This is a genomic window from Agrobacterium sp. DKPNP3, assembly GCF_052686535.1.
The window spans coordinates 1-26,249 of the sequence record NZ_JBQYSN010000070.1; the positions used below are offsets into that span (position 1 = coordinate 1).

Here is a 26,249-nt window from a genome sequence, read left to right on the forward strand (position 1 = left end):
CCGGGGTGCCAGGAGCCTGGGGATGGACAGGTGCTGCCGCCGCACCGGCAGCGGACGCCACGGCGGGATCCACATAATGGCCGGGCTGGGTGGCGGCGGCAGACGCTGGCGCCTGGGGCTTTTGCGGCGCGGCAATTTCCGGCTTTTTAGCGGCGGCGGCCATCTCGTCATCGGTCACTGCCGAAACGCATCCGGAAAGCCCAAGCAGCGAAACAGCGGCGAGAAAACGCTGACAGACAACGCGTCCTTTCGCGCTTTCGACAGATTTCATGGGTGCCTCCGTATCTTGCATTTACAACAGCAGCACGGGAACGGAATCGTGTGCTTTTCCAAAACGGAACAGGCCGTTTTTGATTCGCGGACTATGCCTCATCCTTTCGGGACAAGGCAAGAGCACCCGAAAACGCCGCTACCTCACCGGATAACCCTACCAGGAGCCGGTGTTCTGCATAGATATCCACGGCTCGGCTGGTGCGAGGCTTTCGCCTTTCTGCAAAATTTCGAATGAAATGCCGTCCGGTGAGCGCACGAAGGCCATGTGGCCGTCCCGCGGGGGCCGGTTGATGACGACGCCGTTCTCCTGCAGGTGCGCGCAGAAGTCGTAGATATTGTCGACTTCATAGGCCAGATGGCCGAAGTTGCGACCGCCCGTATAGTCTTCGGTATCCCAGTTATAGGTGAGCTCCAGGCAGGGAGCCTTGTTCTCCTTCGCCACAGCAATGTCATCACGCGCGGCAAGAAACACCAGCGTAAACTTGCCCTTTTCGTTCTCGATCCGGCGTATTTCCGTCATGCCAAGCAGGTCGACATAGAATTTCAGTGATTCGCCAAGGTCTTTGACGCGAACCATCGTGTGCAGATACCGCATTTTAGTTCTCTCCATTACAAGGTCCGGAACCGATAAACGCCTGATGGCAAGCCCCGGACAAGGACGGCGACATAAAAGCAGCTGCGTAAATCAAAAACTAGGGCTTGCGTGAAACCGTTACCAAGATGTTAATCTGGCGCCTGGGAATCAGTTGACCGGTGTGTGGCGCGTAATCGAGGGGTTGGCAGGATATGGCTGATAGGATGTCATCGAAAACGATAGTCGATGTCGAGGACCTTTCGGGCGATGCCGTGGACCTGACCGAAATCACCGGTGTTGTAAAGTGGTTCGATGTCGCCAAGGGTTTTGGCTTCATCGTGCCCGATAATGGCACACAGGATGTGCTCCTGCACGTCTCCTGCCTGCGTCGCGACGGTTACCAGACAATCCTTGAAGGCACGCGCATCGTCGCCCTCATCCAGCGGCGCGACCGCGGCTTTCAGGCGTTCCGCATTCTCTCCATGGACCAGTCGACCGCCGTTCACCCATCGCAGCTGCCGCCGGTGCGCACCCATGTCCAGGTGACGCCGTCCAGCGGGCTGGAACGGGCCATCGTCAAGTGGTTCAACCGCACCAAGGGTTTCGGCTTCCTGACGCGCGGCGAAGGCACGGAAGATATCTTCGTGCATATGGAAACGCTGCGCCGTTTTGGCCTGACGGAGCTCCGCCCCGGCCAGGTCGTGCTGGTGCGTTATGGCGATGGCGACAAGGGCCTCATGGCGGCGGAAATACACCCCGACAACCCGGTTTCGATGGGGATGTCGCACTAATGTCCGCCCTGCCACAGTTGCTGAAGAGCGCCGTCGCGGCGCTTCTTTTTTTCGCATTTGCCAGCGCCGCGCAGGCGCAGGAACGCGTGACCTTCACTTCCGAGCCGCTGGCGATTGAGACAGCGGAAGGAAAAACATACGATTTCACCGCCGAACTGGCATTGAACGATGCCCAGCGGGAACAGGGGCTGATGTTCCGCAAGTCAATGCCGCCTGACCACGGCATGTTGTTCGATTTCGATGAACCACGCGCCGTCGCCATGTGGATGCGCAATACGCTGATCCCACTCGACATGCTGTTCATCGGCAGCGATGGCCGAATCACCCATATCCACGAAAATGCGGTTCCGCATTCCGAAGCGATCATCAGTTCCCGTGGACCGGTCAAATTTGTGCTGGAGTTGAATGGCGGCGCCGCGCAACGCTATGGCATCAAGCCGGGCGATATGGTTCGCAGCGCGCAAATTGGCAACCGGAAGTGATCCTGCCGCGTTATTGCGTTTGAATGCGCCGGACGAAATGTCGCCCGGCTCTCGCAATAATCAGTAAACCGGCTCGATATGGCTCAAAATCCGGCAATTCGAAATGGAAGCGGCAAGGTTAATGGCGATATCGATCGCCTCAACGGAGTCAGCCGTGCCTTCGAGATAAATCGTGTCGTTCTCGACGCTTGCGGAAATACGCGACTTTTCAAGACCTGATTCGAAGGCCAGTGCCGAGGTGATCGCCTGGCATACGCCTGCCATGCGGTCGCCGAAGAAGCTTTCCTGAATGCCTGACATATTGAACATGTGCGTTCTCCTTCTTATGGACATACCAACGCATGAGCGCCAGTTTTGTTCATCTCCGGTTCATCTATTCGTTCATCTTCCATTCATCTTGAAAAAATGGAACCCCCCTGCCGATCACATTTTAGGTGATCGGGAACAATTCCGTGAGGCCGGCATTACGCGCATGGGAGTTGGGAAGGCCTGCAGAGCAGGTAGAACAGGGAGGAGAATGGCATGCTGATTCATAAAACGGAGCCATGTCACCACGCCTCGTGGATGAAGCCTGTGGCGATACATCTTCCGCTTTCGGCGGCGGTGGAAATCTATAGCCCATTGGTGGCGCTCGACATGCTGATGTACCGCTGGCCCGAAGAACACGGGCCTGAATATGAGGAGGCGCGCAGGAACTGCCTCGATGCCATCGCCGGACGTTGCGATATCGAAAAGGCGAGAGAATCGTTTCTCGTTGCGAGCAGCCATGCGCATATCCTGAACGTGCACTGAAACTGACAACCATCATGAAGACTGGGCCCTTCGATACGGAGGGCTTTTCTTTTGCGCGGAACCCGATGGCCCGCCCCGTCATGATGACATGTAACTGTCACGCAAACGTTATAATCGGCAGAGACGAATTCCATGGAATCGGCGGCTGGACCGCCCCAACATCGGAAGTGGAACTGGCCCGCATGGAAACCGTCTTCGCTCTTTGCGCAACGCTGCTCATCGGCTTCAATCTTCTCGGAATCGTTCTCGCTGGCTGGCGGCTGATGCGGCGAGAGGCGGATAATGACCTTGTCAGGCAACGTCCGCCTGTCTCGGTCGTGGTCCCGCTGCGAGGGGTGGAAACCTTCACGCCGCTCACGCTTGCGCGCGCCTTCGAGCTGGACTGGCCAGATTATGAACTTCTCTTCTGCGTGGCCGACCAAGACGATCCCGTCATCGATGAAGTCCGCAGGGCTGAAGCGGCCCATCCGATGATCCCGACGCAATTGCTGACGGGTGATGATCGAATCAGTGCCAATCCAAAACTGAACAATTGCGTCAAGGGCTGGCGGGCAGCGCGACATGACTGGGTCATTCTCGCCGATTCCAACGTGCTGATGCCGACATCCTATATCACAACCATGATGTCAGCCTGGCAATCGGATAGCGGGCTCGTCTGCTCGCCGCCGCTCGGATCACGCCCGATCGGCTTTTGGGCGCATGTCGAATGCGCCTTCCTCAACGGTTCCCAGGGTCGCTGGCAATATGCGGCGGAAGCAATCGGAATTGGCTTCGCACAGGGCAAGTCGATGTTGTGGAACAAACCGTTCCTCGAAGACCATGGCGGAATTCGCGCACTGGCGGCGGAAATTGCCGAGGATGCAGCGTCGACGAAGCTCGTGCGAAGCGCCGGTCTTAAGGTGCATCTGGTTTCCACCCCGTTCGAACAGCCACTTGGCCGCCGCCACGCGGGCGAAATCTGGTCCCGCCAGGCGCGCTGGGCGCGGCTGCGCCGCGTGACTTTTCCCCACTACTTCGCCCCCGAAATCCTCACCGGTGCGTTGCCCCCGCTTCTCTTCGCCGTGGCAGCCGCCGCCATGATGGAGATGAGCCTCGTCGCAACCGCCTTTGCGGTTCTCGCGCTGATGTATGTGCCGGAACTCGCGCTTGCCGCCCTCAACCGCTGGCCTATCTCGTTCCACACGCTCCCCGCCATGATTGCGCGGGACATGGTCATGCCCCTCGTCTGGGCGAGAAGCTGGATCGGTACCGCCGTCGCGTGGCGCGGCAACGTCATGACGATAGGCACGGCGGAAAGCACGCTTGCAGGACCGCATGCCGAATAATCATTATGTTGGGAAGGATTACGCCGGAAAGCTGATATTCAGCTTTAAAATGGTCGGAGTGGAGAGATTCGAACTCCCGACCCTCTGGTCCCAAACCAGATGCGCTACCAGACTGCGCTACACTCCGCCGAGGCGATGGCTGGGGAATACACGGTTCACCCGCAGTCCGCAACAGGGAATTTCATCTTTATTGGGACAAGATGCCCTCGGGCGAAAGTGGACGGGTAAGCGGGCCCGCGCGATCCGGCTCCAAGGGGATAATCGTCTTGACTCTCAACTGAAGTCAGTCCATTTCAAATTCAACGTTCCTGACACGATTTGGTTATTCTATTCAGGTACGTGATGGATAATTTCGGGGTTATATGCCCCACTCGTCAACCGGAGCAGTTTCGACATGTCTGCGAAGATTTACCGCCCTGCAAAAACCGCCATGCAATCCGGCAAGGCGAAGACCAATGTCTGGGTTCTGGAATTCGACGCCGAGGTTCCGCGCAAGATCGATCCGATCATGGGCTATACCTCCAGTTCCGACATGAAGCAGCAGGTGAAGCTGACATTCGACACGCAGGAACAGGCCGAAGCCTATGCCCAGCGCAAGGGCATCGAATACCGCGTGATCCAGCCGAAGGAAGCAGCGCGCCAGGTGGTTTCCTACACCGATAATTTCCGTTTCAACCGCACCCAGCCCTGGACGCACTGAAACACCGCAGTTTTCGCCGGCAGCACCGCTGCCCGGCAAGACGGCCCCTTAGCTCAACTGGATAGAGCAACTGCCTTCTAAGCAGTAGGTCGCAGGTTCGAGTCCTGCAGGGGTCGCCACCTTCCCTCCAAGGCGTAAATCTTCACCGCGCCGCCGGAATCCAGATCGCGGACGTCTCGTCACCGTAAGGGATCGCATCGCCCTCCAGAACGCAGATGCCGATCCACGCGCAAACAACTGCATCCATCATGTCTTCGAAAGCCTTCATTTCCCATGCTCGCGCCCCGATGGGGGGAATGGCAAGAGCATCGGCAACACCGTCGATGCGGGCATCGAGATGCGCGATAATCGAGCGCCACACGTCGGTCAATTTCATGCGCCGAATGGGAATGGTATCTGATCGCCAGTAACTGCCGATTTTCGCATGTTTGTACGGCAGCCGCTTCTCGGATTTCGTCAGCTCAACCAGTGCGGGGTGGGGATAGACCTCGAGCAGACCGCGGTCAGAGACCTGCGTCGTCAAGAGCGGATATCCTGCATGCTCTAATGATAGCTTGAGATCGTCGCTGATCTTGCCTGGCCTGAGAGCATTCGGCGTGTGAGTGCCGCAGTAGCGGGCACCATAAGCTGAGGAAACCCTGTTGTCCGAAACCCGCCGAGCCGTTATCGGGGCATGTGACAGCGGCATATCAATTGCGACGAGGTTGACCTGACCGCCGAGCGCTTCGGCAGCATCCAGAAGCGCCGTCGCCTGTACAAACGAACCACGAGGACGGTCGGTCCGCGCAATTGCATCGTCCTGTCGTGCAAGAAAATGATCGTAAGAGGCGGCAACCGCGCGCAGCCGCCAGCATGAGCCATCCTTGACGACCAGGGCGACGCCGCTTGGCTCGGTTGCCGTCCATGCGGCGTCAATTCCCAATATTGCCGTCATACACCGCTTCCGGATTTCCGTTGCGAACGCGTTACCCCTGCCCCACGAACGTGAAATAACCCCAGACGGCCACAAAGAATGCGATGACCGCCGCGATCGTCAGCGCCTTTTTTGCCTTCGGCCCCATCGGTTCGCGTGGTTTTTTCGGCGGCACCGGTTTGCGGAACTTCACCACGTTGTCGTTCATTTCATCATCGTCCTGAATGTCGCTGCTGAAACCTCTGCCCAAAAGATGGCATCGGCTTTTCGAATACCTATCTCTAGCAGACCAGAACTATCATAAATATTACCAAGTTTTCACTTCACCCTTGGGGCAAGCTATGCCACTTCCCACAATCAGAGGAATATAACGGCGACAGACGGACGGACAAATCGGAGAGCGACGGCAACTCTCTGTAGTATTTTGAACTTTGCGAGTGACGAGAATGAATGACGCCAATACGAGTGGCAGCGATACCCAGCCCGATCTGCGCGAGATTTTGGGGACGACCAGAAACGGCCGCAAGAAAAAGTCGCGTCGGTTCCTCTATTTGGCAGCAGCCATTGTGCTGATTGGCGGCGGTCTTGGTTATTATTACCAATCACGCGCAGGCGGCGTGGCTTACACCTACACGACGGAACCCGCACGCCGTGGCGATCTCTCCGTCATCGTCACCTCCACCGGCTCGGTTCAGCCGACGGATCAGGTTGATATATCCAGCGAACTGTCCGGCACCGTGCGCAAGGTCAATGTCACCTATAACACGCCGGTCAAGGCCGGGGACGTCCTGGCGGAGCTGGATACCAACAAGCTGGAGGCCGACGTGCAGAGCGCCCGGGCAAAACTCGCCTCCGCCAAGGCCAGTGTGCTCAAGGCGCGCGCCGATCTCGGCTCGGCAAAAACCTCGATGGAGCGCCTGAGATCGCTGGTGCAGAACCGCGTCTCGAGCCAGCAGGATCTGGACGCCGCGCAGTTCACCTACGATGCGGCGGCAGCAACGCTTGACGTCAATGAGGCGAGCGTGCTTTCAGCGGAAGCGGATCTGCGGCTCGCCGAGGTCAATCTTGGCAAGGCCAAGATCGTCTCGCCCATCGATGGCGTCATCCTTACCCGCAGTGTCGATCCCGGCGCCACCGTCGCCTCCTCGCTTAATGCGCCTGTGCTTTTTACCATCGCCGGCGATCTGCGGCACATGGAGTTACAGGTCTCGGTGGACGAGGCCGATGTTGGCAAGGTCGATACAGGCCAGAAGGCCACGTTCAATGTCGATGCCTATCCCGACCGCAGCTTCCCGGCCGAGATAGAGACGGTGCGCTTTGCCTCGGAGACGGTTTCCAACGTCGTCACCTACAAGGGCATATTGACGGTCGACAACGCCGAACTGCTGCTGCGCCCCGGCATGACGGCAACCGCCAATATCGTCGTGGAGGACATCAAGGATGCCCTGCTGGTGCCCAATTCGGCGCTGCGTTACACGCCGCCGCGCGAATCCGCCTCCCGCGGCGGCGGGTTGATGAGCCTCTTCCGCCCGCCGCGCATGGGCCGCTCGCAGAACCGCGACACCGGCCAGGCAGCGACCGGCAAGAGAACCGTTTGGGTGTTGCGCAACAACGCGCCCGTCTCCGTCGCCATCGAAACCGGCTCCACCGACGGCCAGCATACCGTCGTAAAATCGAGAGAGCTGCAGGCCGACGACCAGGTGATTACCGACGCCACCGCGCGCAACGCCGGCTGAGGGAGGGCATGCGTTTGGAACAGCCGCCGCTCATCGAATTTCGTGACGTCGTCAAGCAATATGGCCGCGGCGAAGCGACGATCCGCGCGCTCGATGGCGTCAGCTTTTCCATTCGTGAAAAGGAATTCGTCGCCATCATGGGGCCGTCAGGCTCCGGCAAATCCACCTCGATGAACATCATCGGCTGTCTGGATGTGCCATCGGCAGGCGAGTATCTCTTCCAGGGCGTGCCGACCAGCGGCTTCGACAATGAGCACCTGACGCTGCTGCGCCGGCACATGCTCGGTTTCGTCTTTCAGGGCTTCAATCTTCTCTCCCGGACATCGGCCGTCGAAAATGTCGAGTTGCCGTTGATCTATCGCGGCATGAAGGCCTCGGAGCGTCGGGAGCGCGCCATGGAGGCGCTGGCGCAGGTGGGGCTCAAAGGCCGCGAAGATCACACCACGCAGGAGCTATCCGGCGGCCAGCAGCAGCGTGTGGCCATTGCCCGCGCCATCGTTACCCGCCCCGCCCTGCTTCTGGCGGACGAGCCGACCGGCAATCTCGACACGAAGACGAGCGTCGAAATCATGGAACTGATAACCTCGCTCAATCGCGACAAGGGCATCACGGTCGTCATGGTGACGCATGAGGAGGATATCGCCGCTTATGCCGGGCGTCTGCTGCGTTTTGTGGACGGCCACCTCGCCTCCGATAGCGCCGCGGACGAAAAGGAGGCATCGGATGTTCCTTGAAACGTCGCGTCTTGCGCTGCGCGCCATCAGCCGCAACCTTTTGCGCTCCTTCCTTACCGTGCTTGGCGTCGTCATTGGTGTGGCCGCCGTCATCGCCATGGTCACCATCGGCAATGGCACGACGGAACAGGTAAAATCGGAACTGTCACGGCTCGGCACCAACATGCTGTTCGTGCGTCCCGGCCAGTTCGGACCCGGCCGTGCCAGCACCGAAGCCAAGCGCTTCGATGACCGCGATGTCGAGGCCATCCGCAACCAGATATCGGGCATCCGCGCTGTCGCGCCGCAAAACCGCAGCGCTGCGGCAACCGTCATTTTCGGCGGCAAGAACCACCAGACGAGCGTCATCGGCACTACGAACGACTATCTGATCGCGCAGGACTGGACCATCGCGCTCGGTCGTGACTTTCAGCCTGCCGAAGATCGTGGCGGCCAGATCGGCTGCATCATCGGCGAGACCGTGCGACAGGAGCTCTTCGGGGCGGAGAACCCTGTCGGACAGACAATCCGCGTCAGCAACATCTCCTGCCCCGTCATCGGTGTTCTCGCCAGAAAAGGCCAGTCCGGCCTCGGTGACGATCAGGACGATACCATCATCATGCCGCTGAAAATCCACCAGCGGCGTATCGGCGGCACCACCACCATTTCCTCGATCATGGTCTCGGCGCAGGATGGCGTTTCCACCGCCAAGGTGCAGAGCGACCTGCAGAACCTGCTGCGCGAGCGCCGCCGCATCGGCATCGGCCGTGAGGACGATTTTACCGTCAACGACATGACGCAGATCGCGTCCGCCATGACCGGCACGACGACGCTTCTCACCGGACTTCTCGGCGCGGTTGCCGCCGTCAGTCTTCTCGTGGGCGGTATCGGCATCATGAACATCATGCTGGTTTCGGTAACGGAACGCACCCGCGAGATCGGCATTCGACTGGCGATCGGCGCGCTGGAAAAACAGGTGCTCACGCAGTTTCTGGTGGAGGCGGTGATGCTCTCGGCCTTCGGCGGCATCGTCGGCATCCTCACCGGCCTCGGCCTTGCTTATGCCGTTGTGGGTTATCTCAACGTGCCCTTCGTTACCAGCCCGTCCATCATATTCCTCGCCTTCGCCTTTTCGGCGGCCATCGGGGTGATATTCGGCTATTTTCCCGCGCGGCGGGCGGCGAGCCTTAGTCCCATCGAAGCCCTGAGACACGAGTGATCAATCCGGCCTAACGATCTGCGGCTTGCCGCCATTCCTCAAGCGCCAGTTCTACATCGGACTGGTAAGACGGCGGGTTGTTTCGCTGCAGGAGGGCGTGCAAATATAATTCAACGGCTCGCCTTTGAGCGTCGTTCAACAGCGCAAATTTCTCCGGGCGACCGCGCAGATGGGGCACGAACTCGTGCCGGTAACAACCGTCGAGATCGGCGATCATGTAGGCGGGTAGATGAAACCGCATTGCTTCGGCATCAAAAAACGCAGGGCTGGCGGAGTGGAGGTTCACGTCCTCCACCGTGATCGCAGACCAGTCGTCCTTTTCATCCTCGGCGCGGAGGGCGGCAAGCACATCATGGCTCGCGTAATCATCAATCGCGGCGGCCTCACGACGACCCACACCGCCGCCTAGGGTGACGTGCGCGAAAGCAGCTTTTACCGCCGCCCTTGCCGTGGCCGTGATCTCCCCTGCCGGTCTCATCACGTGAACCCCACGTTCAATGATGGCCCCCTTCGCCCCCGTCTCCACGCACCGTTGGCCACTCGCCGCCTTCGGTTCGTTCGAACTGAACGCCTTCCGTAGTGGTTGATGACGCGCGCCTGCGTGCTTTAGCCTCCCAAGAAAAGGAGAGGAAAAGAATACCGACAACCAACATCAGGCCGACCAGAATGCCGGCAGCAACGAGGCCAAGTGTCCAGACATCAATCGAGCTACTGCTATTCCCCACGCCGGCTACCCCCTCACTGAAACCATCCGCATTCAATCTTGCTCCATGACGTCAATCGGATAGGCTCTCCGGAAATCTACCGCATGGAGTCTCGATGTTCAAATCCGTATCCGATAGCGCTGCGGCTGCAGACGGCGGATCGCTTGCCCTTTTTGTGGAGCGACAGGACGGGCAGACGGAAGTGTTTGTGATCCATCGCTCGCTCGCATCGCGCGGGACGCCTGACTATAACAGGATCACGTCAAGCCTGCGGCCACTCTCTGCAGAAGATCGCCGGGAGATCGCCGCGGCTCTCGAACCGCTGTTGATGACCACGCCATCAATCCATCCGCTGGCCAATTTCATCGAAGCCTTCAAACAGCAGTCATGATCCTTGGGAAGTTGACTTTGCGTGAGACGCAGTCTGCGGAAAAAACCTGAAACATGTCATCCGTCATCCTCGGGCTTGACCCGAGGATCTACGAACGTCTCAAGCGATTTGACGGGGATGGATCCTCGGGTCAAGCCCGAGGATGTGACGACGTCGTGTCACATCAAACGCTGGCTTCTGCCTCACGCTGCTTTGCGAGCGCGGCGAGATCCGCAGGCTTCAGCTCAACCGATTCACCGCAGCCACAGGCAGACGTCTGGTTCGGATTGTTGAAGGTGAAACCGGAGCGCATCTTGGTCACTTCGAAATCCATCTGCGTGCCGAGCAGATAAAGCACGGCGGAAGGCTGAACCCAGACTCTCGCGCCTTCGAATTCCACCAGATCGTCCTTCGCATCCGGCTCGGTCACGAGGTCGATGGTATATTCCATGCCCGCGCAGCCGCCCTTCTTGATGCCGACGCGCACGCCCTTGGCGTCCGGTCCGGAATTTTCGACGATTGCCTTAACGCGAGAGGCCGCAGCCCCGGTCATGGTCATGATTGCAAAGCCCATGGGCCCATTCTCCTTCAACAATCGAGTTCAAGGCTCGATGCTTATGGAATTCAATTTAAGTGTGTGTGACGATGTCATCAAGGGATGACACCAGTCAAAATCAAATCAATACCAGCCGACGGCGACCTGCGCTTCTTCCGACATGCGATCCGGCGTCCATGGCGGATCGAAGGTCATTTCGACGGTGACGCCGGAAACACCCTCGACGGCGCCAACGGCGTTCTCCACCCAGCCTGGCATTTCGCCAGCGACGGGGCAACCGGGTGCCGTCAGCGTCATGACGATCTTGACCATCCGGTCATCTTCGATATCGATCTTGTAAACGAGACCGAGTTCGAAGATGTCAGCCGGAATTTCCGGGTCATAAACGGTCTTCAGCGCCGCGATCACATCGTCGCTGAGGCGTGCAAGCTCATCCGGCGGAATGGTGGATACCTTTTCCTGAGCTTCGGTCGCATCCTGGGTCTTTGCAGTGGCATCGGCAGTCATGGTCTTAACCTCAATCCTGATTTCAGGCCGCGATATCAGGCGAAAAATTTGCGCGCATATTCCAGCGCCTCGACAAGAGAGTCTACTTCGGCGCGGGTATTGTAAAGGCCGAACGATGCCCGGCATGTGGAGGTGACGCCGAAGCGTTTCAAGAGCGGCATGGCGCAATGGGTGCCGGCCCGCACGGCAACGCCGCGCCGGTCGATCACCATCGAGACATCGTGGGCGTGAATGCCCTCAAGCTCGAAGGAGAAGATACCGCCCTTGTCAGGCGCGTTGCCGATGATGCGCAGCGAATTGATCTCGCGCAGCCGCTCGGCGGCGTAAGCGGCAAGATCGGCCTCGTGTGCTGCAATTGCGGCGCGGCCGAGATTGTCCATGTAATCGAGCGCGTAACCGAGGCCGATCGCCTGCACGATGGGCGGTGTGCCGGCTTCGAAACGGTGCGGCGGCTCGTTATAGGTGACATTGTCTTCGGTAACGTCGAGGATCATCTCGCCGCCGCCCTGGAACGGCTGCATCTCGCGCAACCGGTCCGCCTTGCCGTAGAGCACGCCGATGCCCGAGGGGCCATAAAGCTTGTGGCCGGTCATCACATACCAGTCGCAATCGATATCGCGCACATCCACCGGCATGTGAACCGCGCCCTGCGAGCCATCAACAAGCACCGGAATGCCGCGCTCATGCGCGATGCGGCAGATTTCCTTGACCGGAACGATGGTGCCGAGCGCATTCGACATATGGGTGATGGCAACGAGCTTGGTGCGTTCCGTCAGGCTCTTTTCGAAAGCCTCGATATGAAACGCGCCGTCATCATCGACGGGCACCCAGACGAGCTTGGCGCCCTGCCGCTCGCGGATAAAATGCCACGGCACGATATTGGAGTGGTGCTCCATGATCGAGATGACGATCTCGTCGCCCTCGCCGATCTTGGGCATGCCGTAGCCATAGGCAACCGTATTGATCGCCTCGGTCGAGGATTTGGTAAAGACGATCTCGTCCACCGAACCGGCGTTCAGGAACCGGCGCACTTTTTCGCGCGCCGCTTCATAGGCGTCGGTTGCGGCATTGGAGAGGAAATGCAGGCCGCGATGCACGTTTGCGTACTCATTTGCATAAGCATGCGAAACGGCGTCGATCACCACCTGCGGCTTTTGAGCGGACGCGCCGTTGTCGAGATAGACCAGCGGCTTGCCATAGACCTCGCGCGACAGGATCGGGAAATCCCGGCGCACGGCTTCGATGTCATAAGGGGCCGCCATTGCGGTCTGGTCCATTTCTCGGGCCCTTTCATGGTGCTCTTCTGGAGAGCTCCGGGTTTTGCAGTCGTTACCGCTGCTTCACGTCATCCTCGGGCTTGTCCCGAGGATGACGACGGAGAGGTTGCTAAGCGTGATGCTCCAGCCAGCCTGAAATGATCGTCTCCAGCGCCTCTACCAGATTTTCTTCTTCCAGTTCCTCGACGATCTCCGCGACGAAGGCGTTGACGAGCATCGCCCGTGCCTTCGCCCGCGGCACGCCGCGCGCCATCAGGTAGTAAAGATGGTTGTCGCTGATATCGGCAACCGTCGCACCATGGCCACACTGAACGTCGTCGGCGAAGATTTCCAGTTCCGGCTTTACCGAGAACTCGCCATCGTCAGACATCAGCAGCGTATTGCACGCCATCTTCGCGTCGGTTTTCTGGGCATCCGGCGCGACCCGGATCATGCCCTGGAAAATGCCCTTCGCGCGGTCGAACACCACGTTGCGGAAAACTTCCGTCGAGGTCGTGTTCGGCACGTTGTGGCCGAGAACCATCGTCACGTCGGTATGGGTGTCGCCACCCAGAAGGTTGACGCCGCGAACGATGAGATCAGTGCCCTCGCCTTCCACATCGATGCGCAGTTCCTGACGCACCAGCTTGCCGCCGGCATTGATCACGAAGAGACGCAGCTTCGCTTCCGCGCCAAGCTTGATGCGCAGCTGACCAAGATGAATATCGGCGGCACCCTGCTGTTGCAGAAGAATCCAGGTTGCTTCCGCGCCATCCTCGACAATGATATCGCTGACAGAGGACACAAGAGCGGCATCAGACGTCACCGAAAGGTGACGTTCAATGACGGTCGCTTTCGAACCCTTGCCAAAACGCACCGGGAAGCGGCTGTGAACCTGGCCAGCGCCATGGATCGCCTGCAGTTCGATCGGCTTATCGAGCTCAGCATCGGCGGGAATCTCGACCACGATGCCGTCACGCACGAAGCTGCCATTGATGCGGCCAATCGTGTCATCCTTGCTGGCTTCCGCCAGACCTGCGGCGGCGGAACCGTCGAGAAGGCTATCCGCAAAGCGCGATATGCTGACATCATCGACCCTGCCGATATCGGCCGTGCCATGCAGCATATAAGCCACAGGCGAACCGGCAACGACGGACGTCACCTTCTCGATCACAGGCGCGGGGCGATCCTCAGGGACGGTCCGCAGCAGGCTCTTCAGATCGGTATAGTGCCAGGCCTCGATGCGGCGGGTCGGAAGACCGCCGGTTTTGAGATCGTCGAACAGCACGTCGCGAGCAGCGACAACGGCGCCGTCACCGGGCAGCTCGCTGAACTTGGCGGTGTAGGCATCGACCAGCGCGGTTTCCGCTGGCGTCAGCCGGTTGGTAGCTTGAATGTTCATGGACATCACCTCCTGGCCTTCAATCAGGCCGCTTCACCGATGATGTCGGCGTAACCGTTGTTTTCCAGTTCCAGCGCCAGAGCCTTGTCACCCGAGCGGATGATCTTGCCCTTGTAGAGAACGTGAACGCTGTCAGGCACGATGTAATCGAGCAGGCGCTGATAGTGGGTGATGACGACAGTTGCGCGATCCGGCGACTTCAGCGCGTTGACGCCGTCAGCCACGATCTTCAGCGCGTCGATGTCGAGACCGCTATCGGTTTCGTCGAGAACGCAGAGCTTCGGCTCCAAGAGCGCCATCTGCAGGATTTCGGCGCGCTTCTTCTCACCACCCGAGAAACCGACGTTGAGCGGACGCTTCAGCATCTCCATATCGATCTTCAGATCGCCGGCGGCTTCCTTGACGCGGCGGATGAAATCAGGCGTCGTCAGCTCGGACTCGCCGCGCGCCTTGCGCTGCTCGTTCATCGCAACCTTCAGGAACTGCATGGTGGCCACGCCCGGAATTTCGACCGGATACTGGAAGGCAAGGAAAATGCCCTTGGCCGCGCGCTCGGCGGCATCCAGTTCCAGAATGCTTTCGCCGTTATAAAGAATGTCACCGGAGGTGACTTCATAGTCCTCACGGCCCGACAGGATGTAGGACAGCGTCGACTTGCCGGAACCGTTCGGCCCCATGATGGCGGCAACTTCACCAGCAGCAACCTTCAGGTTGAGACCCTTGATGATCTCGGTTTCGGTATCGGCGATCTTCGCGTGCAGGTCGATGATTTCAAGCATGGTATGGTTCCTGTTCATGGTGCGGTTTCAAGGACCGCCTCGTAGACCCGATTTACGGGTCGCTCTCAATTCTAACATCCGTCATCCTCGGGCTTGTCCCGAGGATCTAATCACGTCAATTATAGTCGCCCCACTTCCGCGTATTCTCATGCGGCCGATAGGCGTTGGCGATTTCGTTGATGCGCTCGTAAAGGTCCATCCAGGTCGGATTTAATTCTTCGATCAACCGAATTTTCCACTCGCGCATGTAACGCTTCAATGATTTCTCCCGCTGGATTGCCAGCACGATATTGGGGTGGGTTTCAAACCAGACGAGGTTCTTTGCCCTGTATTTCTCGGTGTAACCCTTATGCAACGTGGTGCGGTGTTCATAAACCCTTCCCGGCAGGTCGATGGTGACGCCAGTATAGATCACACCGCGCGGTTTATCGGACATCATGTAAACGACACCGCTCATCTACGCATCCCGCGACAGCAGATCCTCGGGACAAGCCCGAGGATGACGTCGAGCAAGAGTTAACCCACGCTTCCTTCCAGCGAAATGCCGATCAGTTTCTGCGCTTCCACGGCAAATTCCATCGGCAGCTCCTGAATGACTTCCTTGACGAAGCCGTTGACGATCAGCGCGATGGCCGCCTCCTCGGGAATGCCACGCTGCAGGCAGTAGAATAGCTGGTCTTCGGAAATCTTCGACGTCGTCGCCTCGTGCTCGAAATGCGCAGAGGAATTCTTCGCCTCGATATAGGGCACGGTATGTGCGCCGCACTTGTCGCCGATCAGCAGACTGTCGCACTGCGTGAAGTTGCGCGTATTCGTCGCCTTGCGGTGGGCCGAGACCTGACCGCGATAGACGTTTTCCGAGAAGCCAGCAGCAATGCCCTTGGCGATAATGCGGCTCGACGTGTTCTTGCCGAGATGGATCATCTTGGTGCCACTATCGATCTGCTGGTGACCGTTGGAGACCGCGATGGAATAGAACTCGCCACGGCTGTCGTCACCGCGCAGAATACAGGACGGGTATTTCCAGGTGATGGCCGAACCGGTTTCCACCTGCGTCCACGAAATCTTCGAACGGTTGCCGCGGCAGTCACCGCGCTTGGTCACGAAGTTGTAGATGCCGCCCTTGCCTTCCTTGTCGCCCGGATACCAGTTCTGGACGGTGGAATATTTGATTTCGGCATCATCGAGCGCCACAAGTTCAACCACGGCGGCGTGAAGCTGGTTCTCGTCGCGCTGCGGGGCTGTGCAGCCTTCCAGATAAGAGACGTAAGCCCCCTCTTCGGCGATGATCAGCGTGCGCTCGAACTGGCCGGTGTTCTTCTCGTTGATGCGGAAATAGGTGGAAAGCTCCATTGGGCAACGAACACCCTTCGGCACGAACACGAAGGAACCGTCGGTGAAGACCGCCGAGTTCAGCGTCGCGTAGAAATTGTCCGTCGTGGGAACGACCGAGCCGAGATATTTCTTCACCAGTTCCGGATGCTCGCGCACGGCTTCCGAGATCGACATGAAGATCACGCCGGCTTTGGCCAGTTCCGCCTTGAAGGTGGTGACGACGGAGACGCTGTCGAAGACGGCATCAACAGCGACCTGACGCTTTTCAACGCCAGCGAGGATTTCCTGTTCTTTCAGCGGAATACCGAGCTTTTCATAGACCTTCAGCAGCTCCGGGTCGACTTCATCGAGCGACTTCGGGCCGGGGGTGCTTTTCGGCGCGGCATAATAATAGAGATCGTTGAAGTCGATCTTGGGGTAGCTGACGCGCGCCCAGGTCGGCTCTTCCATCGTCAGCCAGCGCCTGTAAGCCTCAAGACGCCATTCCAGCATCCATTCAGGCTCCTGCTTCTTGGCCGAGATGAAACGGATCACCTCTTCCGAAAGGCCCTTCGGGGCCTTGTCGACTTCGATAGTGGTTTCGAAGCCGTATTTGTACTGGTCCACATCGATCTGGCGGACCTGATCGATCGTTTCCTGAACCGCTGCCATGTCGTTCTCCAATCTCGCCGGAGCCAAGGTCCGGTGGCTTGTCAACGTATCAAGGCGGAAAGCCGCCTTATTTGATCTCTGGGTAAATCGTTCCGAGCCGTCAACCGGGGCGGAGCTTATACCCATATAGGTGCGGGATGGCGCTTTTCACACATCCCGGCAAGCGGAAAATTGCTAATCCGCAATTCTTTGCCGCATTTTACGCGGCCTGACCGGAAAGCTTGCGCCGTCCGGCAATTTTCGCAAAGGCCGCAAGCGTCCTGTCGATATCGGCCTCGTCAGTTGCGTGACCGATGGAAATCCTGAGCGCGCCGAGCTTGGGATCGTGCCCCATCGCGCTCAACACATGGCTTTCGCCCACCTTTCCGGATGAACAGGCAGAACCGGCGGAAACTGCGATACCTTCTATATCGAAGGCGATCTGCCCGGTCTCGGCCTTCAGGCCTGGAAGCGTGAAAAACGTGGTGTTGGCGACGCGCATGACATCCTCACCGTGGATGATCACATCAGGCGCGTTTAACCGCATCCCTTTTTCCAGCCGCGCCCGCAGCCCGGCAAGACGCGCCGCCTCAGCCTCGATAGTCCGAGCAGCAACAGCGGCGGCAGTCCCAAAACCGATAACAGACAGGGTATTTTCCGTTCCCGAGCGATGGCCCTTTTCCTGGCCACCACCATGGATCAGCGGCTTCGGCATCATCACTTCACCGCGCGAAATGAGAGCCCCGGCACCCTTCGGGCCACCGAGCTTGTGAGACGAAATCACAATGAAGTCGGCATCGAGCGCGTTGATATCGAGCGGAATACGGCCCGCCGCCTGCACGGCATCAACAACCATCAGCCCGCCTGCCGCATGAACCAGCCGCGCCGCTTCAGCGACGGGCTGCAGAATGCCGGTCTCATTGTTCACCAGCATGCAGGCAACCATCGGCAGGCCGGCGGACCTGTCATGCGAAGACAGCAGCGCCTCAAAGGCGGCGATATCGAGGATACCTGCTGACGTAACGGGAACTTCCGTAACGTTACCGCTGTCAAAACGGCCACCTTCGCGGAAGGCCGGATGTTCGATGGCGGAAATATAGAGCTGACTGACCCGGACCGGGCTGCGTCCCATTTTGAAATCCGGTGTCAGCACCAGATTGGCCGCTTCCGTCGCGCCGCTGGTGAAGGTCACGTGGGCTGATTCAGCCCCGGCCAGCGCTGCAACCTCGCGGCGGGCTGTCTCGATTGCAGCCCGGGCGGCCCGGCCTTCACGATGGACGGAAGACGGATTGCCGGCAAACTCGAGCGCAGACACAAGAACATCACGCACGGCCGGCAAAAGCGGCGCCGTGGCGTTCCAGTCCATATATGTGCGCGTCAAAACTGTCATGGCGGTGAGGCTTTATCCAATCTTCCATGCGCAAAAACGCATTTTTCTTGAAATTACAGTTGCGCTTGCCTTATGACACGGTCCGAGTGCTTAAGCACACGCAAAGTTTCGAATTATTCTAAACTGCGTTCTAGAAAAGATGACACAGTTCGTCAAGTCTTCTCATCGGAAGAATGCGGTTGGAGAATGAAAAAACACGACCGGAGTACCAATGCCCGAAGTCATCTTTAACGGCCCTGCGGGTCGCCTCGAAGGCCGTTATCAACCCTCCAAGGAAAAGAGCGCGCCGATTGCGATCATCCTTCATCCGCACCCGCAATTCGGCGGCACGATGAACAACCAGATCGTCTATCAGCTCTTTTATCTTTTCCAGAAGCGCGGTTTCACGACGCTCCGGTTCAATTTCCGCTCCATCGGCCGCAGCCAGGGCGAATTCGACCACGGTGCGGGCGAACTGTCCGACGCCGCCTCCGCGCTTGACTGGGTGCAGAGCCTGCATCCGGATTCCAAGAGCTGCTGGGTCGCGGGTTATTCTTTCGGCGCCTGGATCGGCATGCAGCTTCTGATGCGCCGCCCGGAAATCGAAGGTTTCATGTCGATTGCGCCGCAGCCCAATACCTACGACTTCTCCTTCCTCGCGCCCTGCCCGTCGTCCGGCCTCATCATCAATGGCGATGCCGACAAGGTCGCGCCTGAGAAGGACGTGAACGGTCTGGTCGAAAAGCTGAAGACCCAGAAGGGCATCCTCATCACACACCGCACCGTCCCCGGCGCCAACCACTTCTTTAACGGCAAGGTGGATGAGCTGATGGGCGAATGCGAGGACTATCTCGACCGTCGCCTGAATGGTGAACTGGTGCCGGAACCGGCGGCGAAGCGCATTCGGTGATTGGCCGGTAGCATTGCGGCAGACAATAGTGATCGGTGGTGGGTGAACCAAGCCCACCGCCATCAACTACGCCCGCACCAATACCCCACCCGTCACCGGCTCGCTCACCCCCGTGGTCCCCGGATAAGTCAGCGGCAGTCCCTTTAGCGACCGAACGGCCAGATAGGCCCAGGCCTCCGCCTCCATAGCGCCGCCATCAAGACCCGCCTCCTCCGCCGCAATCACGCGTGCGCCGACCTTTGCTGCAAGCCCTGCAAATTCCGCCATGATCACCGGGTTCAACCGCCCGCCACCACAGACCACATAGGTCTTCGCCGCTTCCGGCAGGTAACTCGCCGATTTGAGGATTGCCGCCCCTGTCACATGCGCCAGCGTCCGCGCGCCGTCCGCAAGCGAAACCTCACCCATTTTTGGCGGCGAAAAATCGCTGCGATCCAGCGAACGGCGGATATTGGCCGAGAAGAACGGGCTTTCCAAATAGTGCGCCACCAGCGAAGGGACCACGCTGCCTCCCGCCGCCGTACTGCCGCCCTTGTCGAAGGCCTTGCCGGTATGGGCCTCGATCCACTGGTCGATCAGCATATTGCCGGGACCGCTGTCGAAAGCCGCAAGCCGGCCACCGTCGCCGATATAAGTCAGATTGGAGATACCGCCGATATTGACGAAGACGGCCGGCGTTTCGAACCCGTCAGGCAGATTGGCAGACAGCGCCATGTGATAAGCGGGAATGAGCGGCGCTCCCTGCCCGCCATGCACCATGTCGTTGGCACGCATGTCATAAACCACGTCGATACCGCTTTCCTCTGCCAGCAATGATCCGTCACCGATCTGCACCGTCAGCGCCTCATCCGGCCGGTGCAGCACCGTCTGGCCATGAAAACCGAGGACATCGATATCACCGGGCTGAAGCCGGTGGCTCTGAAGAAAGGATTTCACCACCGCCGCATGCGCAAGCGTCAGCTTGCGCTCGGCCTCATCAAGATCACCGGGGCGCTCGCGACGCTCGCGAATGGACTTGGCTGTCGTCAGCGCCTTTTGCCAGATGGCGCGCAGGCCGGGATCATAGGGGAAATACCCGCTCGGCCCATGCCGAACCACGCTTTCGCCATCCGTGCGCAGAAGAGCGACATCGATGCCGTCCATCGATGTGCCGCTCATCAGCCCGACTGCCGTTTTGACCTCGCCCACGTGCCGCTCCCCTGCAAACTCGAATCATGCTCGCCTGAATCCCGACATTCATGGCCGAAACGGGTGCACATTTCAAAAAACAATGATAAAGCCGCCACGGTCATCGGTTTTCGATGGCCGCACAGATCAAACCAGAAAGTAAAAGGTTATGTCTAGGTTCAAGTCCGATTTCCTCCGCACGCTCGATGAGCGCGGCTTCATTCACCAGATCTCCGATGAGGCAGGTCTCGACGAACTGTTCGCCAAGGAAACCGTGACCGCCTATATCGGCTATGACCCGACGGCTTCCAGTCTGCATGTCGGTCACCTCACCCAGATCATGATGCTGCACTGGATGCAGAAGACCGGCCATCAGCCGATCTCGCTGATGGGCGGCGGCACCGGCATGGTGGGCGACCCTTCCTTCAAGGAAGAGGCTCGCAAGCTGATGACGATCGACATGATCGAGGACAACATCACCTCGCTCAAGCACGTCTTTGCCAACTACCTCGATTACGATCGCCCCGGCAACCCGGCGCTGATGATCAACAACGCCGACTGGCTGCGTGGTCTGAACTACCTCGAATTTCTGCGCGATGTAGGCCGCCACTTCTCGGTCAACCGCATGCTGTCCTTTGACAGCGTGAAGACCCGGCTTGATCGCGAACAGTCGCTGTCCTTCCTCGAATTCAACTACATGATCCTGCAGGCCTACGACTTCGTGGAACTGAACCAGCGCACCGGCTGCCGCCTGCAGATGGGCGGCTCTGACCAGTGGGGCAACATCATCAATGGCATCGACCTCGGTCACCGCATGGGGACACCGCAGCTTTACGCGCTGACCTCGCCACTTCTGACCACCTCTTCCGGCGCGAAGATGGGCAAGTCGGCGTCGGGTGCCGTGTGGCTGAACAAGGACCTGCTGCCGGTCTATGATTTCTGGCAATACTGGCGCAACACGGAAGATGCCGACGTCGTACGCTTCGCCAAGCTGTTCACCACCCTGCCGATGGATGAAATCGCCCGCATTGCAGCGCTAGGCGGATCAGAAATCAACGAGGCGAAGAAAATTCTCGCAACGGAAGTGACGGCGATCCTGCATGGCCGCGCCGCTGCGGAAGAGGCTGCCGAAACGGCGCGCAAGACCTTCGAGGAAGGCGCGCTTGCCGAAAACCTGCCTTCGATTGAGGTTCCCACAGCAGAACTCGAAGCCGGCCTCGGCGTGCTTTCGCTCGTCGTCCGCGCCGGTCTCGCCGGTTCGAACGGCGAGGCCCGCCGCCACGTTCAGGGCGGTGCGGTCAAGATCAACGACAAAGCTGTGTCTGACGAGCGCCAGATCATCGGCACCGCCGATATCACCGCGGACGGCGTCATCAAGCTTTCGGTCGGCAAGAAGAAGCACGTTCTGGTTCGCCCGGCGTGACCGACAAGACGACGCGCCATCGGGGGCCGCGAAAGCGGCCCTTTTTAGTGGCGTGTTTGCCGTAAGCGCCTAGCGGTTTTACGCGCCTGCGATGGGATGAACCTGGAGCTTGGGTCCATCCGACGTTTTCATTGGGATGACTTTTCTAGAATTCGAATATCTGCCGGAAGACGCCGGGAGCGATCAGCGATAGCGGATTGATCGTCAGCTTCGGCTGATCGGTCTGACCCGAGAGCTTGAATGTGATGCCGAGCAGGCCGCGGTCACGGCCGTTGCCAAGGAAGATGCCGATGAACGGCAATTCGCCGAAGAGCCGGTTCAGGCCATAGGCCGGCATGAAGGTGCCGGTCATGTCCATGCGGCCATTCTGGTCCTTCAATAGCCCCTGGAACGTCGCGCCGATCTGCTCGCCGCGCACAACGCCGTTCTCGACGGCAACCGCACCGTTGACATAAACGATGCGGGCAAAGCCCCGCTGGAATTTTTCAGAGCTGACATCGATATTGCGTCTCACGGCATTGTTAAGGCTTCTGCCATCCTCGCCGGTCGGCGTCGCCACGATGTCCTGCAACTTCGCTTCGTTGACGACGGCAAAATTGCGCAGGTCGAGCGAGCCGCTCCAGTCGCTGCCATTGGACGTCGTCAGCGCGAGATTGAGAAGCCCGCCGCGGATGCGGCTGTAGATATTGGCGAAACGGGCGAGCGAACCGGCATCGCTGCTGGTCAAGGTTACCGTGCCGCTCGCACCACGATTTGTGGTCTGGGCGACGACGGCCTGACCATTGCCGGTGACACCGCGCACATCCACCGAGCGCACCTTGCCATCTCGCACGCTGACATCGGCGTTGACATTGCCGAGAACCTCGTCGTTGAACCCGTAGACCTTGTCGAACTGCGCCTTGACCGAAAGCGACGGCTGGGAGCGTGATACACCATCACCGCTGCTGGAGGGGTTGCGAAGCTTCGAGATGAAGGGCCTCAAATCGGCGGATTTCCCCGATGCATTGACGATGTAACCGTTCTTTGAAGCGGCGACCGATACGGCGTAGTTATCGGACGGCGACAGTTGTACCCGATTGAGATCGGCGGAAATCAGTCCGTTCTTGGAAAAGACGATATCACCGGCGGCACCAAATCCATCGCCGTCGAGCGAGAAGTTGCTGATCGACGTGCGTCCATCCGCCACCTGGATGGTAAAGGCGGCGCTGGCAGGGATGCCGATGCCTTTGCTCCAGCCAAGTCCCGGCAGAATGAGCGATGCTTTGGTCAGGTCCAGCCGAACATCCTGCCGTTTTGGATCAGCCCCTTCGATTTCAATCGCGGTCGTGCCGCCGAGAACCGTCGAGAGTTCCGGTGCGAGCTTGGCGATCTGCGTCTCGTTGAGGCTTGCCTTGAGTGACAGTGTCGGCGCGATATCGCTTTTCTTGCGGACCGGCTCCGTCATCACAATGTCCATCGGCACATCGTCGATGCGGCCCTTGCCCTCCAGCCTGAGCTGTCGGTCATCGAGCGTCATGAAACCATCGACAGCCGTCACCTTCCGGCCGGCAAAAGGCTTCGTCAGCGACAGGTTCTTCAGGTCGAGATCGGCCGTCCAGACCGGCGGCGGCGGGTTCTGGCTGGAAAGCAGGCCGACAGTCAGATTGGCGTGGGCTTTGACATCCCCGGCAAAATCATCCGGCTTGAATTGCGTGTCCTTGAGCGCATTGATGGGTTTCAGCGTCGCGAGCTCCGCAACGGCATCGGCAGCGCCGGAAACGTTCAGCTCCAGATTTCCCAGCAGCGGCTTGTCGTACACATCGGAAATGAGAAAGCGGCTGTTTTCCAACGCAAGCGACCGGTTGGACGGGAAATAGGTCGTTCCCTGTTTGATATCGACGGCCATCTTGCCCCCGACGAGGTCGAAATGAGCATCGACATCGCGCAGCGGCGGAATGTCACCGGTGGTATTGAGGCGCGTATCATCGATGTCGAAACGGATCTGCATCTCGCTGTCGCCGAGCACCAGCGGGCAGCCCGGTCCGCACATCCGTCCTTGCGGGATGAAGACCGCGATCGAGCCATTGGTAATCGTGCCGCCGTAGAGATTGGACACGACCCATTCGCGCGGCTTGTGCGCCATCCAGAAAGGCCACAGCTGCTTGACCGCCGTCGCCTCCATTTTCGGAATCTGCCCGGCAAAACTGATTTCCGGCGATCCCTCGCCAAATCGGAGTTTCAGGGATCCCGCCATGTCTCCCAGTGGCCCGCTGACGTAGAGCGAGGGTACCTCAAGCTGCTTTGTGGAGGCGGTGAAATGGCCTTCAGCCTTCGCACTGAAAGGCACGGGCTCCTCGCCCGAAGCCTCCGAGGAGGCGATACCATTATCGACCCGGAGCGACAGTTCGAAACCGTCGTCGGCATCGCTGATCTCTCCGGCAACAGGGATTACGGTGCGCCCGAGATCGATGCGCGAATTGTCGATGACGAGCCGGCTCTTTGCGAAATCGTAACGGGCGTTGACCGTGCCTGCGGTGAAGGTCTGGGACTCGCCGCCGATCATCAGCAGACCATTGCCGAGCCCGACAGAGACTTCGAGCCGCGGCTCCTGCCCTTCGGCCGCACGCCGGGCAAGAATATTGACGCCCGTCTTGACGTTCAGGCCTTCGTGCAGATTGCCCTCGGGATCGAATTTTTCGAGAAAGGGTCCGATGTCGAAACCATCGATCCGTGCCTCAAAGCCGTCGATGCGCCCACCCGATCCGGATGTTTGCAACGAGACGCTCGCAACCTCACCGTTGAACAGCGTTTCGCCATCGAGAGAATATCCGCCCTGCTGATCCGGCGTCAGCGACAGTTCACGCACCTCAATCGTGCGCGGCTTTCCCTGCTCTCCAGGGGGAAGACGTACCGACACGCTGGAAATATCGATCTCTTCGGTGCCGCTGCTGAGGAAGGCCTGGGCGAGCTTGTCCAGCTGGCCGAACGCCTCCTGCAATTGCTGAGGCACCGCGTCGAGCTTGAGGCTGGCAAGGTCGAAACCGTTGCCTTTCGGCAGAAGCGCGGTGTCGAGCTCCATCCCGTCGGCTTCGAGGCTTTCCACCGAGACGCGACCGGTCAGGAGCGCGAGCGGATCGAGCGCCATGCCGATTGCCCGCGCGCGGCTGAGATGCTGACCGGATTCTTTCTCGACGATGTCAACATCTTCCGCCACCAGCGCCAGCCGCAACCCGGTGGAAAACCGGATGGCAGAGGAGCCGATACGCGCGCTGTAGTGCGGGCCGAGCGCCTTCTCCAGCGCCTGCTGCGCCTGGCTCGAGAGCGTCTTGTCGATTGAGCCGGTCTCGACCGACAGGATGATGCCACCGATGGACAGGAAGGCCAGAACAAACAAGGCCGCAAAAATCTTGAAAAGTGCGCGCGCCATGGAGCGCGGCGGCGGGCAATGCACGATGATCGGGTCTTCGGCCTGCGCCGACGGAAGATCGTGCAAAGCAACGATATCCCGCTTGCCGAACTTGACCTTTTCACCCCTTATTTCAGCCATACGCCCGTGCTTGCCTCTGGATCCACTGTTTCGCCGCGACACCAAAGCGGGATGGCGAAAATCGATGCGGTTTTCGTCTGGAATCACGCCCCTTATCGGTAACCCGGATCATGATCGAGTTTTCGTGTCGTTTCGACCCCAAAATCTCAAATCGCGATCTGGACGGCGCGCGGTTTCGCTATATATCGAATGTGGCGACTTTCCCTCAACATCCCGGCGAAAGAAAGGTAGATTATGACAGACTTGAAGATTGGCAGCCCGGCTCCCGATTTTACTTTGCCCCGTAACGGTGAAGGCACGGTGACATTGTCGAAACTTCAAGGCAAGGCGGTCATCCTCTACTTCTACCCCAAGGACGACACCTCGGGCTGCACCGCAGAGGCGATCGACTTCAGCGCGCTCGGCGGCGAGTTCGAAGCTGCCAACGCCGTCGTGATCGGTATTTCGCCCGACAGCGTCAAAAGCCACGACAAGTTCGCCGCCAAGCATTCGCTTTCGGTCATGCTGGCCTCCGACGAGGAAAAGGCCGTTCTGGAAGCCTACGGCGTCTGGAAGGAGAAAAGCATGTATGGCAAGAAATACATGGGCGTCGAACGCACCACCTTCCTTGTGGCGCCCGACGGAAAGATCGCGGAAATTTGGAACAAGGTGAAGGTTGCGGGCCACGCGCAGGCCGTGCTCGAAGCAGCAAAGACGGTGTAGGGAACAACCCGCCGTGACGTCCCCGTTCAAGATCGCGTCGCTTCGCGGCGGCGCGACGGATGCCATCAGGAGCGCTGATCTTGACACCAAGACCG

Annotated in this window: 28 protein-coding genes, 2 tRNA genes and 1 pseudogene; 13 read left to right on the plus strand and 18 right to left on the minus strand. The window is 59.2% G+C overall.

The window, feature by feature from the left end; translation table 11 throughout:
* Both ACUTJJ_RS17855 and gloA read right to left on the minus strand, forming a co-directional pair.
* Positions 1–271, minus strand: a pseudogene (locus ACUTJJ_RS17855) (YcbK family protein); the annotation flags it as partial.
* 156 nt (positions 272–427) lie between these two features.
* Entirely contained in the window at positions 428–868 is a 441-nt protein-coding gene (gloA, locus tag ACUTJJ_RS17860; RefSeq protein ID WP_445542977.1) for a lactoylglutathione lyase, read from the minus strand.
* Between the two features lie 191 nt (positions 869–1,059).
* Here gloA and ACUTJJ_RS17865 point away from each other — a divergent pair, with 191 nt between their 5' ends.
* On the plus strand, positions 1,060–1,638 hold the full coding sequence (locus ACUTJJ_RS17865) for a cold-shock protein (protein WP_063948771.1): 579 nt from the start codon (positions 1,060–1,062) through the stop codon (positions 1,636–1,638).
* Positions 1,638–2,120: a DUF192 domain-containing protein gene (locus ACUTJJ_RS17870; RefSeq protein ID WP_209088019.1), complete on the plus strand. Its 483-nt coding sequence runs from the start codon at positions 1,638–1,640 to the stop codon at positions 2,118–2,120. The genes ACUTJJ_RS17865 and ACUTJJ_RS17870 overlap by 1 nt, the downstream gene beginning before the upstream one ends.
* A 60-nt stretch (positions 2,121–2,180) precedes the next feature.
* On the opposite strand, the gene ACUTJJ_RS17875 is transcribed toward ACUTJJ_RS17870, so the two are convergent.
* Positions 2,181–2,429, minus strand: coding sequence for a BON domain-containing protein (locus ACUTJJ_RS17875; RefSeq protein ID WP_063948767.1), 249 nt, complete (start codon positions 2,427–2,429; stop codon positions 2,181–2,183).
* Positions 2,430–2,642: 213 nt separating this feature from the next.
* Between ACUTJJ_RS17875 and ACUTJJ_RS17880 the strand changes: the two genes are divergently transcribed.
* On the plus strand, positions 2,643–2,912 hold the full coding sequence (locus ACUTJJ_RS17880; protein ID WP_063948765.1) for a DUF982 domain-containing protein: 270 nt from the start codon (positions 2,643–2,645) through the stop codon (positions 2,910–2,912).
* Between the two features lie 182 nt (positions 2,913–3,094).
* Complete coding sequence (locus ACUTJJ_RS17885; RefSeq protein ID WP_445542965.1) at positions 3,095–4,237, plus strand: ceramide glucosyltransferase; 1,143 nt, start codon at positions 3,095–3,097, stop codon at positions 4,235–4,237.
* Between the two features lie 50 nt (positions 4,238–4,287).
* Here ACUTJJ_RS17885 and ACUTJJ_RS17890 read toward each other — a convergent pair.
* A tRNA-Pro gene (locus ACUTJJ_RS17890) sits at positions 4,288–4,364 on the minus strand.
* Positions 4,365–4,631: 267 nt separating this feature from the next.
* Here ACUTJJ_RS17890 and ACUTJJ_RS17895 point away from each other — a divergent pair.
* The gene (locus ACUTJJ_RS17895; RefSeq protein WP_063948763.1) at positions 4,632–4,937 is read left to right on the plus strand and encodes an ETC complex I subunit; all 306 of its coding nucleotides are present in this window, start codon (positions 4,632–4,634) and stop codon (positions 4,935–4,937) included.
* Positions 4,938–4,979: 42 nt separating this feature from the next.
* Positions 4,980–5,056 (plus strand) — tRNA-Arg (locus tag ACUTJJ_RS17900).
* Between the two features lie 23 nt (positions 5,057–5,079).
* Here the strand turns inward: ACUTJJ_RS17900 and ACUTJJ_RS17905 are convergent.
* Positions 5,080–5,871, minus strand: coding sequence for a DUF429 domain-containing protein (locus tag ACUTJJ_RS17905; RefSeq protein ID WP_445542966.1), 792 nt, complete (start codon positions 5,869–5,871; stop codon positions 5,080–5,082).
* 31 nt (positions 5,872–5,902) lie between these two features.
* Complete coding sequence (locus tag ACUTJJ_RS17910; protein WP_445542967.1) at positions 5,903–6,058, minus strand: hypothetical protein; 156 nt, start codon at positions 6,056–6,058, stop codon at positions 5,903–5,905.
* 238 nt (positions 6,059–6,296) lie between these two features.
* Between ACUTJJ_RS17910 and ACUTJJ_RS17915 the strand changes: the two genes are divergently transcribed.
* The 3 genes from ACUTJJ_RS17915 to ACUTJJ_RS17925 are packed head-to-tail and all read left to right on the plus strand — an operon-like array spanning position 6,297 to position 9,518.
* On the plus strand, positions 6,297–7,586 hold the full coding sequence (locus tag ACUTJJ_RS17915) for an efflux RND transporter periplasmic adaptor subunit (RefSeq protein WP_445542968.1): 1,290 nt from the start codon (positions 6,297–6,299) through the stop codon (positions 7,584–7,586).
* 14 nt (positions 7,587–7,600) lie between these two features.
* Positions 7,601–8,320 (plus strand): ABC transporter ATP-binding protein, encoded by a 720-nt coding sequence (locus ACUTJJ_RS17920; RefSeq protein ID WP_445542978.1) that lies wholly within the window; start codon positions 7,601–7,603, stop codon positions 8,318–8,320.
* Positions 8,310–9,518, plus strand: a complete 1,209-nt coding sequence (locus ACUTJJ_RS17925; RefSeq protein WP_445542969.1) for an ABC transporter permease — start codon at positions 8,310–8,312, stop codon at positions 9,516–9,518. Before ACUTJJ_RS17920 ends, ACUTJJ_RS17925 begins: the two co-directional genes overlap by 11 nt.
* A 10-nt stretch (positions 9,519–9,528) precedes the next feature.
* Here the strand turns inward: ACUTJJ_RS17925 and ACUTJJ_RS17930 are convergent, their stop codons facing one another.
* Positions 9,529–9,996: a DUF6714 family protein gene (locus ACUTJJ_RS17930; protein WP_445542979.1), complete on the minus strand. Its 468-nt coding sequence runs from the start codon at positions 9,994–9,996 to the stop codon at positions 9,529–9,531.
* A 16-nt stretch (positions 9,997–10,012) separates the two neighbouring features.
* Positions 10,013–10,243 (minus strand): hypothetical protein, encoded by a 231-nt coding sequence (locus ACUTJJ_RS17935; protein ID WP_404497214.1) that lies wholly within the window; start codon positions 10,241–10,243, stop codon positions 10,013–10,015.
* Between the two features lie 94 nt (positions 10,244–10,337).
* Here ACUTJJ_RS17935 and ACUTJJ_RS17940 point away from each other — a divergent pair, with 94 nt between their 5' ends.
* Complete coding sequence (locus ACUTJJ_RS17940; RefSeq protein ID WP_445542970.1) at positions 10,338–10,613, plus strand: hypothetical protein; 276 nt, start codon at positions 10,338–10,340, stop codon at positions 10,611–10,613.
* A 163-nt stretch (positions 10,614–10,776) separates the two neighbouring features.
* On the opposite strand, the gene sufA is transcribed toward ACUTJJ_RS17940, so the two are convergent.
* The 8 genes from sufA to ACUTJJ_RS17980 all read right to left on the minus strand — a co-directional run bounded on the left by sufA (position 10,777) and on the right by ACUTJJ_RS17980 (position 18,447).
* Positions 10,777–11,166, minus strand: coding sequence for a Fe-S cluster assembly scaffold SufA (sufA, locus tag ACUTJJ_RS17945; RefSeq protein ID WP_445542971.1), 390 nt, complete (start codon positions 11,164–11,166; stop codon positions 10,777–10,779).
* A gap of 105 nt (positions 11,167–11,271) precedes the next feature.
* Positions 11,272–11,655 carry an SUF system Fe-S cluster assembly protein gene (locus ACUTJJ_RS17950; protein WP_004442386.1) on the minus strand — a complete coding sequence of 128 codons (384 nt, stop codon included), beginning with the start codon at positions 11,653–11,655 and terminating at the stop codon, positions 11,272–11,274.
* A gap of 35 nt (positions 11,656–11,690) precedes the next feature.
* Complete coding sequence (locus tag ACUTJJ_RS17955; RefSeq protein ID WP_445542972.1) at positions 11,691–12,932, minus strand: cysteine desulfurase; 1,242 nt, start codon at positions 12,930–12,932, stop codon at positions 11,691–11,693.
* Positions 12,933–13,041: 109 nt separating this feature from the next.
* Positions 13,042–14,313, minus strand: a complete 1,272-nt coding sequence (sufD, locus tag ACUTJJ_RS17960) for a Fe-S cluster assembly protein SufD (RefSeq protein ID WP_445542973.1) — start codon at positions 14,311–14,313, stop codon at positions 13,042–13,044.
* A 23-nt stretch (positions 14,314–14,336) separates the two neighbouring features.
* Positions 14,337–15,092 (minus strand): Fe-S cluster assembly ATPase SufC, encoded by a 756-nt coding sequence (gene sufC, locus ACUTJJ_RS17965; protein ID WP_003522658.1) that lies wholly within the window; start codon positions 15,090–15,092, stop codon positions 14,337–14,339.
* A 115-nt stretch (positions 15,093–15,207) separates the two neighbouring features.
* On the minus strand, positions 15,208–15,549 hold the full coding sequence (locus tag ACUTJJ_RS17970) for a GIY-YIG nuclease family protein (RefSeq protein ID WP_445542974.1): 342 nt from the start codon (positions 15,547–15,549) through the stop codon (positions 15,208–15,210).
* 59 nt (positions 15,550–15,608) lie between these two features.
* Complete coding sequence (sufB, locus tag ACUTJJ_RS17975; protein WP_144573974.1) at positions 15,609–17,078, minus strand: Fe-S cluster assembly protein SufB; 1,470 nt, start codon at positions 17,076–17,078, stop codon at positions 15,609–15,611.
* Positions 17,079–17,277: 199 nt separating this feature from the next.
* A complete protein-coding gene (locus tag ACUTJJ_RS17980; protein WP_445542975.1) occupies positions 17,278–18,447 on the minus strand; it encodes a cysteine desulfurase family protein in 1,170 nt (389 codons plus the stop codon).
* 211 nt (positions 18,448–18,658) lie between these two features.
* On the opposite strand from ACUTJJ_RS17980, the gene ACUTJJ_RS17985 reads away from it, so the two are divergent.
* Positions 18,659–19,336 carry an alpha/beta hydrolase gene (locus ACUTJJ_RS17985; RefSeq protein ID WP_063948746.1) on the plus strand — a complete coding sequence of 226 codons (678 nt, stop codon included), beginning with the start codon at positions 18,659–18,661 and terminating at the stop codon, positions 19,334–19,336.
* 66 nt (positions 19,337–19,402) lie between these two features.
* On the opposite strand, the gene ACUTJJ_RS17990 is transcribed toward ACUTJJ_RS17985, so the two are convergent.
* On the minus strand, positions 19,403–20,524 hold the full coding sequence (locus ACUTJJ_RS17990) for an anhydro-N-acetylmuramic acid kinase (RefSeq protein WP_445542976.1): 1,122 nt from the start codon (positions 20,522–20,524) through the stop codon (positions 19,403–19,405).
* 148 nt (positions 20,525–20,672) lie between these two features.
* Between ACUTJJ_RS17990 and tyrS the strand changes: the two genes are divergently transcribed.
* A complete protein-coding gene (gene tyrS / locus ACUTJJ_RS17995) occupies positions 20,673–21,926 on the plus strand; it encodes a tyrosine--tRNA ligase (protein ID WP_063948742.1) in 1,254 nt (417 codons plus the stop codon).
* 145 nt (positions 21,927–22,071) lie between these two features.
* On the opposite strand, the gene ACUTJJ_RS18000 is transcribed toward tyrS, so the two are convergent.
* Positions 22,072–25,452 carry a YhdP family protein gene (locus ACUTJJ_RS18000; protein ID WP_144573971.1) on the minus strand — a complete coding sequence of 1,127 codons (3,381 nt, stop codon included), beginning with the start codon at positions 25,450–25,452 and terminating at the stop codon, positions 22,072–22,074.
* Between the two features lie 234 nt (positions 25,453–25,686).
* Between ACUTJJ_RS18000 and bcp the strand changes: the two genes are divergently transcribed.
* On the plus strand, positions 25,687–26,154 hold the full coding sequence (gene bcp / locus ACUTJJ_RS18005; RefSeq protein ID WP_063948738.1) for a thioredoxin-dependent thiol peroxidase: 468 nt from the start codon (positions 25,687–25,689) through the stop codon (positions 26,152–26,154).
* The last annotated feature ends 95 nt before the right edge of the window (positions 26,155–26,249 follow it).

What these genes read in the sequence shown, in the direction of transcription:
- gloA (WP_445542977.1), bottom strand. Translation starts at nt 868, where the DNA reads ATGCGGTATCTGCACACGATGGTTCGCGTCAAAGACCTTGGCGAATCA.
- ACUTJJ_RS17865 (WP_063948771.1), top strand. Translation starts at nt 1,060, where the DNA reads ATGGCTGATAGGATGTCATCGAAAACGATAGTCGATGTCGAGGACCTT.
- ACUTJJ_RS17870 (WP_209088019.1), top strand. Translation starts at nt 1,638, where the DNA reads ATGTCCGCCCTGCCACAGTTGCTGAAGAGCGCCGTCGCGGCGCTTCTT.
- ACUTJJ_RS17875 (WP_063948767.1), bottom strand. Translation starts at nt 2,429, where the DNA reads ATGTTCAATATGTCAGGCATTCAGGAAAGCTTCTTCGGCGACCGCATG.
- ACUTJJ_RS17880 (WP_063948765.1), top strand. Translation starts at nt 2,643, where the DNA reads ATGCTGATTCATAAAACGGAGCCATGTCACCACGCCTCGTGGATGAAG.
- ACUTJJ_RS17885 (WP_445542965.1), top strand. Translation starts at nt 3,095, where the DNA reads ATGGAAACCGTCTTCGCTCTTTGCGCAACGCTGCTCATCGGCTTCAAT.
- ACUTJJ_RS17895 (WP_063948763.1), top strand. Translation starts at nt 4,632, where the DNA reads ATGTCTGCGAAGATTTACCGCCCTGCAAAAACCGCCATGCAATCCGGC.
- ACUTJJ_RS17905 (WP_445542966.1), bottom strand. Translation starts at nt 5,871, where the DNA reads ATGACGGCAATATTGGGAATTGACGCCGCATGGACGGCAACCGAGCCA.
- ACUTJJ_RS17910 (WP_445542967.1), bottom strand. Translation starts at nt 6,058, where the DNA reads ATGAACGACAACGTGGTGAAGTTCCGCAAACCGGTGCCGCCGAAAAAA.
- ACUTJJ_RS17915 (WP_445542968.1), top strand. Translation starts at nt 6,297, where the DNA reads ATGAATGACGCCAATACGAGTGGCAGCGATACCCAGCCCGATCTGCGC.
- ACUTJJ_RS17925 (WP_445542969.1), top strand. Translation starts at nt 8,310, where the DNA reads ATGTTCCTTGAAACGTCGCGTCTTGCGCTGCGCGCCATCAGCCGCAAC.
- ACUTJJ_RS17930 (WP_445542979.1), bottom strand. Translation starts at nt 9,996, where the DNA reads ATGAGACCGGCAGGGGAGATCACGGCCACGGCAAGGGCGGCGGTAAAA.
- ACUTJJ_RS17940 (WP_445542970.1), top strand. Translation starts at nt 10,338, where the DNA reads ATGTTCAAATCCGTATCCGATAGCGCTGCGGCTGCAGACGGCGGATCG.
- sufA (WP_445542971.1), bottom strand. Translation starts at nt 11,166, where the DNA reads ATGGGCTTTGCAATCATGACCATGACCGGGGCTGCGGCCTCTCGCGTT.
- ACUTJJ_RS17950 (WP_004442386.1), bottom strand. Translation starts at nt 11,655, where the DNA reads ATGACTGCCGATGCCACTGCAAAGACCCAGGATGCGACCGAAGCTCAG.
- ACUTJJ_RS17955 (WP_445542972.1), bottom strand. Translation starts at nt 12,932, where the DNA reads ATGGACCAGACCGCAATGGCGGCCCCTTATGACATCGAAGCCGTGCGC.
- sufD (WP_445542973.1), bottom strand. Translation starts at nt 14,313, where the DNA reads ATGAACATTCAAGCTACCAACCGGCTGACGCCAGCGGAAACCGCGCTG.
- sufC (WP_003522658.1), bottom strand. Translation starts at nt 15,092, where the DNA reads ATGCTTGAAATCATCGACCTGCACGCGAAGATCGCCGATACCGAAACC.
- ACUTJJ_RS17970 (WP_445542974.1), bottom strand. Translation starts at nt 15,549, where the DNA reads ATGAGCGGTGTCGTTTACATGATGTCCGATAAACCGCGCGGTGTGATC.
- sufB (WP_144573974.1), bottom strand. Translation starts at nt 17,078, where the DNA reads ATGGCAGCGGTTCAGGAAACGATCGATCAGGTCCGCCAGATCGATGTG.
- ACUTJJ_RS17980 (WP_445542975.1), bottom strand. Translation starts at nt 18,447, where the DNA reads ATGACAGTTTTGACGCGCACATATATGGACTGGAACGCCACGGCGCCG.
- ACUTJJ_RS17985 (WP_063948746.1), top strand. Translation starts at nt 18,659, where the DNA reads ATGCCCGAAGTCATCTTTAACGGCCCTGCGGGTCGCCTCGAAGGCCGT.
- tyrS (WP_063948742.1), top strand. Translation starts at nt 20,673, where the DNA reads ATGTCTAGGTTCAAGTCCGATTTCCTCCGCACGCTCGATGAGCGCGGC.
- ACUTJJ_RS18000 (WP_144573971.1), bottom strand. Translation starts at nt 25,452, where the DNA reads ATGGCTGAAATAAGGGGTGAAAAGGTCAAGTTCGGCAAGCGGGATATC.
- bcp (WP_063948738.1), top strand. Translation starts at nt 25,687, where the DNA reads ATGACAGACTTGAAGATTGGCAGCCCGGCTCCCGATTTTACTTTGCCC.